The sequence below is a fragment of the Sphingopyxis granuli NBRC 100800 genome (assembly GCF_001591045.1).
GTDB lineage: Bacteria > Pseudomonadota > Alphaproteobacteria > Sphingomonadales > Sphingomonadaceae > Sphingopyxis > Sphingopyxis granuli.
Genome location: NZ_BCUA01000011.1, coordinates 62749 through 71740 on the forward strand (window position 1 = coordinate 62749; position 8992 = coordinate 71740).

Annotated in this window: 10 protein-coding genes; 7 read left to right on the forward strand and 3 right to left on the reverse strand. The window is 70.5% G+C overall.

What is annotated here, in order from left to right; genetic code table 11:
* Positions 1–61 precede the first annotated feature (61 nt).
* From SGR02S_RS04670 to SGR02S_RS04680, 3 genes are read left to right on the forward strand one after another with little or no spacing between them, the layout of a single operon-like run.
* A complete protein-coding gene (locus SGR02S_RS04670; RefSeq protein ID WP_067106161.1) occupies positions 62–637 on the forward strand; it encodes a CvpA family protein in 576 nt (191 codons plus the stop codon).
* On the forward strand, positions 634–1059 hold the full coding sequence (locus tag SGR02S_RS04675) for an iron-sulfur cluster assembly scaffold protein (protein ID WP_067106163.1): 426 nt from the start codon (positions 634–636) through the stop codon (positions 1057–1059). The genes SGR02S_RS04670 and SGR02S_RS04675 overlap by 4 nt, the downstream gene beginning before the upstream one ends.
* Positions 1056–2942, forward strand: coding sequence for a cation:proton antiporter domain-containing protein (locus SGR02S_RS04680; RefSeq protein WP_067106165.1), 1887 nt, complete (start codon positions 1056–1058; stop codon positions 2940–2942). The genes SGR02S_RS04675 and SGR02S_RS04680 overlap by 4 nt, the downstream gene beginning before the upstream one ends.
* Before the next feature lie 28 nt (positions 2943–2970).
* Here SGR02S_RS04680 and aroB read toward each other — a convergent pair whose 3' ends face one another.
* Together aroB and SGR02S_RS04690 are read right to left on the reverse strand one after the other, a co-directional pair.
* Complete coding sequence (aroB, locus tag SGR02S_RS04685) at positions 2971–4077, reverse strand: 3-dehydroquinate synthase (RefSeq protein ID WP_067106167.1); 1107 nt, start codon at positions 4075–4077, stop codon at positions 2971–2973.
* Positions 4065–4628: a shikimate kinase gene (locus tag SGR02S_RS04690; protein ID WP_067106188.1), complete on the reverse strand. Its 564-nt coding sequence runs from the start codon at positions 4626–4628 to the stop codon at positions 4065–4067. Before SGR02S_RS04690 ends, aroB begins: the two co-directional genes overlap by 13 nt.
* A 29-nt stretch (positions 4629–4657) precedes the next feature.
* Here SGR02S_RS04690 and SGR02S_RS19960 point away from each other — a divergent pair, with 29 nt between their 5' ends.
* The 4 genes from SGR02S_RS19960 to SGR02S_RS04705 all read left to right on the forward strand — a co-directional run bounded on the left by SGR02S_RS19960 (position 4658) and on the right by SGR02S_RS04705 (position 8614).
* Positions 4658–4906 carry a hypothetical protein gene (locus tag SGR02S_RS19960; protein WP_169799638.1) on the forward strand — a complete coding sequence of 83 codons (249 nt, stop codon included), beginning with the start codon at positions 4658–4660 and terminating at the stop codon, positions 4904–4906.
* Positions 4903–6723, forward strand: coding sequence for a hypothetical protein (locus SGR02S_RS04695; RefSeq protein WP_067106169.1), 1821 nt, complete (start codon positions 4903–4905; stop codon positions 6721–6723). Before SGR02S_RS19960 ends, SGR02S_RS04695 begins: the two co-directional genes overlap by 4 nt.
* The gene (locus SGR02S_RS04700; RefSeq protein ID WP_067106171.1) at positions 6716–7603 is read left to right on the forward strand and encodes a tyrosine recombinase; all 888 of its coding nucleotides are present in this window, start codon (positions 6716–6718) and stop codon (positions 7601–7603) included. The genes SGR02S_RS04695 and SGR02S_RS04700 overlap by 8 nt, the downstream gene beginning before the upstream one ends.
* 63 nt (positions 7604–7666) lie before the next feature.
* Positions 7667–8614: an acetyl-CoA carboxylase carboxyltransferase subunit alpha gene (locus SGR02S_RS04705; protein WP_067106173.1), complete on the forward strand. Its 948-nt coding sequence runs from the start codon at positions 7667–7669 to the stop codon at positions 8612–8614.
* A gap of 125 nt (positions 8615–8739) precedes the next feature.
* Here SGR02S_RS04705 and SGR02S_RS20385 read toward each other — a convergent pair.
* The coding region (locus SGR02S_RS20385; RefSeq protein ID WP_218000105.1) for a hypothetical protein at positions 8740–8992 on the reverse strand (253 nt) is incomplete at its 5' end.

Below are 8992 nucleotides of genomic sequence, written 5' to 3' on the forward strand. Positions count from 1 at the left end.
TGCTTCGACAAGCTCAGCACGAACGGTTGTATTTCATGCGTGATTTTTGGATTGCGGTCCGATGGCGAATCTGACGGCCCTCGACATCATCGTGCTGACGCTCGTCGGCGGCGGGGCGGTGCTCGGCTTTTCGCGCGGGCTGGTGCAGGAGGTGACGTCGCTCCTCGCCTGGGTGCTCGCCTTCCTGGCGGTGCGCTTCTTCCATGCGACGCTGACCGGCCTGCTGGGCGCCTATATCGGCGCCCCCGGCGGCGCGGCGATGCTGTCCTTCGTGCTGTTGTTCGGCGGCGTGTTCGCGGTGACGAAATGGGGATCGCGCGCGATGGGGCAGCGCAGCCGCGCCTCGCTGGTCGGCGGTTTCGACCGCGGGCTCGGCGCGGGGTTCGGCGCGGTGAAGGGGCTTTTGCTCGCGACATTGCTCTTCATGGCGGCGACATTGCTCTACGATGTCGGTTACGGCAACGCGGCACGTCCGGGCTGGATGACCGAAAGCCGCACCTATCCCGCGCTGAGCGCGACGAGCGCGGCGCTGAGCAAGGTCATTGCCGACCGCCGCGCCGACGCGCGCGCGGCGGCGGTGCCCGACGCGGCGGAACAGGATGTCGCGGCGCAGGGCGGGGCGGATCGGGCGCGATGAGCGCGCCGCTCTACAATCGCGACATATTGGCGCTGGCCGTCGCCAACGCCGACTATCCGCTGCTGGATGCCGGGCAGCGCGCCTCGCTGCGCGCGCCGCTGTGCGGCAGCCGGATCATCGTCGATGTCGATTCCGACGCCGCCGGGACGGTGCGCGCGGTCGGCCTGCATGTCGAGGCATGCGCGCTGGGGCAGGCATCGGCGGCGCTGCTTGCGCGCCATGCGCCGGGGCGCAGCCTTGCCGACCTGCGCGCCGCGCGCGATGCGATCGCCGGCTGGTTCGCGGGCGAGGGTGCGGCGCCCGACTGGCCGGGGTTCGACCTGCTCGCGCCGGCGCGCGACTATCCGGCGCGGCACGGCGCGATCCTGCTGCCCTTCGATGCCGCGGTCGCGGCGCTCGCGGGCGCCGACGTCGCGGGATGATGCTGCCGCTCCTCTCGGCGGGCGCGGCGGTGACCGAGCGGGTATCCGAAACGCCGACCGACACCTTGCTGTTCGAAGGCGCGATCCTGCTCGGCGTCGCGACGCTGTTCGTGATGCTGTTCCGCCGCCTCGGGCTCGGCGCGGTGCTCGGCTATCTGGTCGCCGGGGCACTCGTCGGCCCTTATGGGCTGGGGCTTGTCGGCGGCGGCGAATCGAAGCTCGCGTTCGCGGAGATCGGCATCGCCTTCCTGCTCTTCCTCGTCGGGCTCGAACTGCATCCGCGGCGGCTGTGGCAGCTTCGCAAGGCGATCTTCGGGCTCGGCCTCGCGCAGGTGGTGGTGACGGGGCTGGTGCTCACCGGACTGATCCTGCTCACGCAGGGCTTCAGCTGGCAGGCGGCGCTGGCGCTCGGCCTGCCGCTCGCGCTCTCGTCAACCGCGCAGGTGCTGCCCAGCCTCAAGAGTTCGGGGCGGATCAACTCGCCCTTCGGCGAAAAGGCCTTTTCGATCCTGTTGTTCCAGGACCTCGCGATCGTGCCGATGATCACCATCGTCGCCGCCCTGTCGCGCGCGCCCGCCAACCCCGCGGCGCCGCCGGGCGGGGTGCTGGCGCTCTATACGGTGCTCGCGATCGTCGGGCTGGTGCTCGCGGGGCGCTTCGTCGTCAATCCGCTGCTGCGTCTCGTCGGCCGCTATGGCGAGCGCGAACTGTTCGTGGTCGTCGGCCTGCTCGTCGTGCTGGCGAGCGCGGCGCTGATGCACAGCCTGCACGTCTCGACCGCGCTCGGTGCCTTCGTCGCGGGCGTGATGCTCGCCGATTCGCCCTATCGGCACGAGATCGAGGCCGATGTCGAGCCGTTCCGCCTGATCCTGCTCGGCCTCTTCTTCCTCGCGGTGGGCATGGTGCTCGACGTCAACGTCGTGCTCGCCGATCCGCTGCGCGTCGTCGGGCTGGCGGCGGGGCTGGTGATCGTCAAGGTGGTGGTGCTGACGCTGCTGGTGCGCGCGGCCGGCAAGTCGTGGCAGGTCGCCTTCGGCCTCGCGCTGCTGCTCAGCCAGGGCGGCGAGTTCGGTTTCCTGCTCTTCACGCAGGCGGCCGATGCGATGCTCATCGCGCCGCAGGCGGCCAGCCTGTTCAGCGCCGTCGTCACGCTGTCGATGGTGACGACGCCCTTCCTGATGCTGTTCGCGCGGAACCTCGAACTGGCGCCGGGGGGCGAAGAGGCCGGTTATGACGGGCCCGAGGCCGCGCCGCGCGGTTCGGCGCTGGTCATCGGCTATGGCCGCTTCGGACAGATCGTCGCGCAGATGCTGCACGCGGTCGACTGCTCGGTGACGCTGATCGACAGGAAGCCGAGCCAGATCGAGCTGTCGGGACGCTTCGACACCAAGGTCTATTTCGGCGACGGGCTGCGGCTCGACCTGCTGCGCCGCGCGGGGGCGGAGGAGGCGCGGCTGATCATCTATTGCATCGACGACCCGTCCGTCGATGCCGCGACGCTGGCGCCGATCGTCGAGGCCTTTCCGCAGGCGCAGGTGCTGACCCGTGTGTTCGACCGCCGCCAGTTGATGGCGATCGACGGCGCGGGGGTTTCCGGGGCGGTGCGCGAGCTGTTCGAAAGCTCGATCGCGCTCGGGCTGATGGCGCTCGGCCGGCTCGGCGTCGACCCGCGCGAGATGGAGGATGTGGAGGCGGCGCTGCGCCAGCTCGACGCCGAGCGGTTGGGCATGCAGATGAGCGAAGGCGACCTCGGCGCCGGGCGTGATTATCGCTTCGTCGCGGGCGGCGGCCGCCAGGCGGCGAGCGTCCTCGAAGCGCTGCGCGAGCGGCGGGCGGCGGCGAAACGCGCACGCGAAGAAGAGGAAAGCGGCGCGGCGGCGTGACTTCAATAACCTCGCAATGACGAGTGTTTTAGGTAGCCTGCTGCCCGTCCAGAAAGGCCGCCACCGCGTCGAGCCCGTAGGCGTCGGTCACGAAGCTTTGCCCGATGCCGCGCGTCAGAATCAGCGGCAGCTTGCCGCCGCGCACTTTCTTGTCGTGCGCCATATGCGCCGCGAGCGCCGCACCGCCGCTGTTGACCCCCGCACTCGTCAGGCTGTGCGGCAGGCCGACGCCGGCGAGATGGTCGCGCACCCGTGCCGCGTCGGCGGCGGAGCAGAGGCCGTGGGCGGCAGAGAATTGATGCGCGAGCACCATCCCCGCCGCGACCGCCTCGCCGTGGAGCAGCCGGTCCGAATAGCCGGTTTCGGCCTCGAGCGCATGGCCGAAGCTGTGGCCGAGGTTGAGCAGCGCGCGCACATCCTGCGTCTCGCGCTCGTCGGCGGCGACGATGCGCGCCTTGGCGGCGACACTGTGCGCGATCGCCCGGTGCCGCGCCTCGCTGTCGCCCGCGAGCAGCGCCGCGCCGTTCGCTTCGCACCAGGCGAAGAAACCGGCGTCGTCGATCAGCCCATATTTGACCACCTCGGCATAGCCCGCGCCCAGCTCGCGCGGCGGCAGCGTCGCCAGCGTCGTCGGGTCGATCACCACCAGCGCCGGCTGGTGGAAGGCGCCGATCAGATTCTTGCCCGCGGCGACGTTGATCGCGGTCTTGCCGCCGACGCTGCTGTCGACCTGCGCCAGCAGGGTCGTCGGCGCCTGGATGAAGGCGCAGCCGCGCTTGACGATGCTGCACGCGAAACCGACGAGGTCGCCGATCACCCCGCCGCCGAGCGCGATCACATGATCGCTGCGTTCGATGCCTTCGCCGATCAGCCATTCGGTAAGGCGCGCAAGGCCGTCCCAGCTCTTGGTGCCCTCGCCCGCGGGCAGCACGAAGGAGGAGAAGGAGATGCCTTCGGCGCCCAGCGACGCGCCGACGCGCGCCAGATAGGAATCGGCGACATGGCTGTCGGTGACGATCATCGTGCGCGGACGTTTCAGCAGCGGTGCGACGTGCGCGCCGATGTCGGCGAGCAGCCCGTCGCCGATCAGGATCGGATAGCTGCGCGCACCCAGTTCGACCGTCAGCTTGTCCATTGCGATAGGGCCTCCAATATCGCGCGCACCGTATGCTCGTGCGGCTTGCTCGCCGAACTGACGCGCAGATGCGCCTCGGCATAGATGGGGTTGCGGACCGCCGCCAGTTCGCGCAGCACCTCGCCGGGATCGCGGTCCTTCAGCAGCGGGCGGTGGCTACGCCGCGCGACGCGCTCGACCAAAGTCGGGATGTCGGCGTCGAGCCAGATGCACAGGCTGTCCTTCAGGATCAGCGCGCGCGTCTCTTCGTTGATGAAGGCGCCGCCGCCGGTTGCCAGCACCAGCGGCCGGCCGGCGAGCAGCCGCGCGATCACGCGCCGTTCGCCGTCGCGGAAATGCGCCTCGCCGAAGCGCGCGAAAATGTCGGAGATCGTCATGCCCGCCGCGCGCTCTATCTCGTCGTCGGCATCGGCGAAGCGCATCTTCAGCCGGTCGGCGAGCCGTCGGCCGATCGTCGACTTGCCCGACCCCATCAGCCCGACGAGCACGATCGAACGCTCGCGGATCGCGGGGGGAACGGCCGGTGCCGGGCTTTTCGGGTTTCGCGTCATGCCGCGCGCGGCTATACCGCCCGCGCCGCGTGGGACAATCATTTTACCGCTCGCGCGGCGCGGTGTTGCCGTTTTGCGTCGCCGCCGGCAAGGATGGGCATGGACTATTGCGTGCGAAGGACGGATCGGGAAAAAGCCGCTGGATCGGGCGACTGGCCATATCGGCCCTGCTGCTCGCGGCCTTCGCACTGCTGCTGCTGGTCCTCGGCCGGCCGATCGAACCGCGGATGATTGAGGTGGACGTGACCGACAAACTGGCCGAAAGCATGGCCCGATGACGCGCAAGCTGCTTGCCCTGACCCTCGGCCTGTCGGGCACCGCGCTCGCCGCGGCGCTGGTGCTGCCCGCGATCGCGCAGGAATCGCTGCTGCCGGAGGGATTCGGCAGCCCCGCCGAAACCCCGGCGCCCCGGCCGACACCGACGCCCTCGACGAGCCCCGCACCGACCCCGTCCGCCCGCCCGGCGCCGCCCACCGGCACCGCCGTGACCCCGCCGCCGGTCGCTCCGACGATCGCCGCGGCCGAACCGGGCGACGCCGCGACGGAGGATGGGACCGAGGAGGAGGCGACGAGCGGCGGGCTGAAATACGACCTGCCACCCGGCGCGCGGCGGCTGCTCACCCGCATCGGCCCGCTGACGCCCGAAACCGGCGGCCTCGCGCCCGACGCCTTCGGGGTGCGCGGCCAATATGCCGCCGCGATCATGCGCGCGACCAGCGGCACGCTCGCGTCGCGCTGGGGGCAGATATTGCTGCGCCGCGCGCTTGCCTCGGCGATCGACACGCCGGAAACGATCAACGGCGCCGACCTGGCGGCGGAGCGCGCCGCGCTGTTGCTGCGGATGGGCGAATCGACGACCGCGCGGCGGATCGTCCAGTCGGTCGATTACGACCGCGCGACCCAGCGGCTGGTCGCGGTCGCGCAGCAGACCTATCTCGCCAATGCCGACCCCGCGGGCCTGTGCGCCTATGTCCCCGCCGGCCTCGCGCACGGCGACGAGCAGGCGTGGCGGCTCGCCGCGGCGATCTGCGCCGGGTTGTCGGGCGAGGCCGGGCCGGCGGGCTGGGCGATCGGGCGGGTGCGGTCGAGCGGCAAGATCGCCAATTTCGACATATTGCTGGCCGAACGCGTGCTCGGCGCGACCGGCGCCGGACGCCGCTCGACGACGATCGAATGGGACAAGGTCGACCGGCTGACGAGTTGGCGCTTCGGCATGGCGACCGCGACCGCGGTGCCCATCCCCGACCCGCTGCGCGCGTCGGCGCCGCCGCAGATGCGCGGCTGGACGGTACTCGCCCCGATGACCGAAATGCCCGACCGCATCGCCGCCGCGCCCTATGCGGCGGCGCGCGGCGTGCTGTCGAGCGACGCCTATGTCTCGCTGCTCAGCGCCGCGGCGGGCGAAGAGGAGCCTTCGGAAGCGCTGGAAGAGCAGACCGACCGGCTTCGCAGCGCCTTCCGCGCCGCGAACGGCGCCGACCGCTATGCCGCGATGCAAGGATTGTGGAGCGCGGGAACCGGCCCGGCGGCGCGCTATGCCGCGATGGTGGCGACCGCGCGCGCGGCGGCGGGTCTGCCGCCCGCGACCGACGTCGGCGACGATCCGTGGCAGCTCGTCGGTTCGATGCTGACGGCGGGTTATGACAATAATGCGATGGCGTGGGTTCCGACCGTGTCGGTCGGCAGCCGCGCCTGGGGCATCCTGGCGGTCGGCTCGCCGCGTCCGCTGAACGGGACGACGGCGGGGGCCATCGGCAATTTCGCGAGCGACGACGACAGCGCCGAGGGGCTGCGCAGCAAGCTGCTGCTCGCGGGGCTTGCCGGGCTCGGCCGCATCGAAGAGGGGCAGGCGGCGTCGGCGGCGAGCGATCTCGGCATCAGCCTGTCGAAGCAGACGCGCTGGACGCGCGCGATCGAGGCGGCGGCGCAGCGGCGCGAACCCGGCATGGTCGCGCTGCTTGCCGCGGCGGGGATGCAGGGCGACTGGTCGAAGATGCCGCCCTATCACCTCTATCATATCGTCCGCGCGCTGCGCGAGGTCGGGCTGGGATCGGAAGCGCGGATGATCGCCGCCGAAGCGCTGGTGCGTGTCTGACGCGGCGCTCATTGACCGCTTCCTCGAGATGATGGCCGCCGAGCGTGGCGCGTCGCGCAACACGCTGGCGGCCTATCGCCGCGACCTGGTGCAGGCGGCGGAATGGGTGCGCGGCCCGCTCGCGGTGGCCGATGCCGCGGCGCTGCGCGGCCTGATGGCAGAGTATCGGACCCTCGCCGCGAGCAGCGCCGCGCGCAAGCTGTCGGCGCTGCGCCAGTTCTTCGCCTTCCTGCTCGACGAGGGCGAGCGGGCGCACAATCCGGCGCTCGACATCGCCCGCCCGGCGACGCGGCGGCCGCTGCCGCGCATCCTGACCCACGACCATGTCGACCGGCTGTTCGCGCAGGCGGGCGAAGAGGCGGACGGCGCGGCGCCGCTGGCGTCGGCGGTGCGGATGCTGCTGCTGCTCGAGCTCCTCTATGGCTCGGGCCTGCGCGCGAGCGAACTGGTGTCGTTACCGCGCCGCGCGGTCGCGGGCGGGCGCGACTATCTGATCGTGCGGGGCAAGGGCGACAAGGACCGGCTGGTGCCGCTGTCGGCGCGCGCGGGCGCGGCGCTGGACCGCTGGCTGCCGCTGGTCGCCGAGGGGAGCCCGTGGCTGTTTCCGTCGGGCAAGGCGCATCTGTCGCGCGTGCGGTTGTTCCAGATGCTGCGCGAACTCGCCGCGCGCGCCGGGGTCGATCCGGCGGCGGTCAGCCCGCATGTGCTGCGCCACGCCTTCGCGACGCACCTGCTCGAAGGCGGGGCCGATCTGCGCGCGCTGCAACTGATGCTGGGCCATGCCGACATCGCGACGACCGAAATCTATACCCATGTCGACAGCCGCCGCCTCGTCGAACTGGTCAACCGCCGTCACCCGCTGGCGCGGATCGACGAATAGAGGGACTGTCCCCGTTTCCGGCAGGCGTTGACCTGAACGCCCCATCCGCCTAGCGAATCCGGCATGACAGCCTTTCTGGACTTCGAAAAACAGGTCGCGGCGCTCGATCGCCAGATTGCCGAACTGCGCGAGATGGGGGACGATCCGTCGCTCGACATCGAAGGCGACATCGCGCGGCTGGAGGCGAAATCCGCGAAGATGCTGCGCGATATCTATGCGAAGCTGACCCCGTGGCAAAAGACGCAGGTCGCGCGCCATCCCGACCGGCCGCATTTCAAACATTATGTCGCGGGTCTGTTCGACGATTGGATGCCGCTCGCCGGCGACCGCAATTTCGGCGACGATCAGGCGATCCTCGGTGGGCTCGCGCGCTTCCGCGGCCGCCGCGTGATGGTGATCGGGCACGAGAAGGGCGACGACATCCCTTCGCGCATGAAGCATAATTTCGGCATGGCGAAGCCGGAGGGCTATCGCAAGGCGATCCGCCTGATGCAGCTTGCCGACCGTTTCGGACTGCCGGTGGTGACGCTGGTCGACACCTCGGGTGCTTTTCCGGGCATCCAGGCCGAAGAACGCGGCCAGGCCGAGGCGATCGCGCGCTCGACCGAACAATGCCTTGCGCTCGGCGTGCCGATGGTCGCGGCGATCGTTGGCGAGGGTGGCTCGGGCGGCGCGATCGCGCTCGCCGCTGCGAACCGGGTGCTGATGTTCGAACATGCGGTCTATTCGGTGATCTCGCCCGAAGGCTGCGCGTCGATCCTGTGGCGCACCGCCGACAAGGCGCCCGACGCCGCCGCGGCGATGAAGATGTCGGCGGAGGACCTGCTCGCGCTGAAGGTGATCGACCGCATCGTCCCCGAACCCGTCGGCGGCGCCCACCGCGCGCCCGAGGTCGCGATCCAGTCGCTCGGCGACGCGATCGCGGGTGAACTCGACGCGCTGTCGGGCCTGCCGCGCGATGCGGTGCTGGCGGCGCGCGAGGAGAAATTCCTCGCGATGGGGCGGGCCTGAAGGGGAACCCGTTCGCTGGCGATGGCGTTCTTCTTCAAACCCGCTCCTCGAACGGAGGGCGGAAAGGAAAGGCGACCATGTCGTTTGCGAGCACGTCCAGCGGGGTCCAGATCTTTCGTTCTTCGTCACCCTGAACTTGTTTCAGGGTCCATGGCCTGCCCTCCGCTGAAAAGCGGCGTAAAGGACAGGTCTGGCCATGGATGCTGAAACAAGTTCAGCATGACGAGCGAGAGAGAAGCATGATTCGCCGGCCATGGTTCGCAAGCGGCGGACAGTGAAAGCAGAGGGAGGCATATGATGGCCCGCAGGACGACGACGATAGCACTCGCGGCGCTGGTTGCAGGCTGCGCCGCGGCCGGAAGCGGCATCGGCTCGCCC

What these genes read in the sequence shown, in the direction of transcription:
- SGR02S_RS04670 (WP_067106161.1), top strand. Translation starts at nt 62, where the DNA reads ATGGCGAATCTGACGGCCCTCGACATCATCGTGCTGACGCTCGTCGGC.
- SGR02S_RS04675 (WP_067106163.1), top strand. Translation starts at nt 634, where the DNA reads ATGAGCGCGCCGCTCTACAATCGCGACATATTGGCGCTGGCCGTCGCC.
- SGR02S_RS04680 (WP_067106165.1), top strand. Translation starts at nt 1,056, where the DNA reads ATGATGCTGCCGCTCCTCTCGGCGGGCGCGGCGGTGACCGAGCGGGTA.
- aroB (WP_067106167.1), bottom strand. Translation starts at nt 4,077, where the DNA reads ATGGACAAGCTGACGGTCGAACTGGGTGCGCGCAGCTATCCGATCCTG.
- SGR02S_RS04690 (WP_067106188.1), bottom strand. Translation starts at nt 4,628, where the DNA reads ATGACGCGAAACCCGAAAAGCCCGGCACCGGCCGTTCCCCCCGCGATC.
- SGR02S_RS04695 (WP_067106169.1), top strand. Translation starts at nt 4,903, where the DNA reads ATGACGCGCAAGCTGCTTGCCCTGACCCTCGGCCTGTCGGGCACCGCG.
- SGR02S_RS04705 (WP_067106173.1), top strand. Translation starts at nt 7,667, where the DNA reads ATGACAGCCTTTCTGGACTTCGAAAAACAGGTCGCGGCGCTCGATCGC.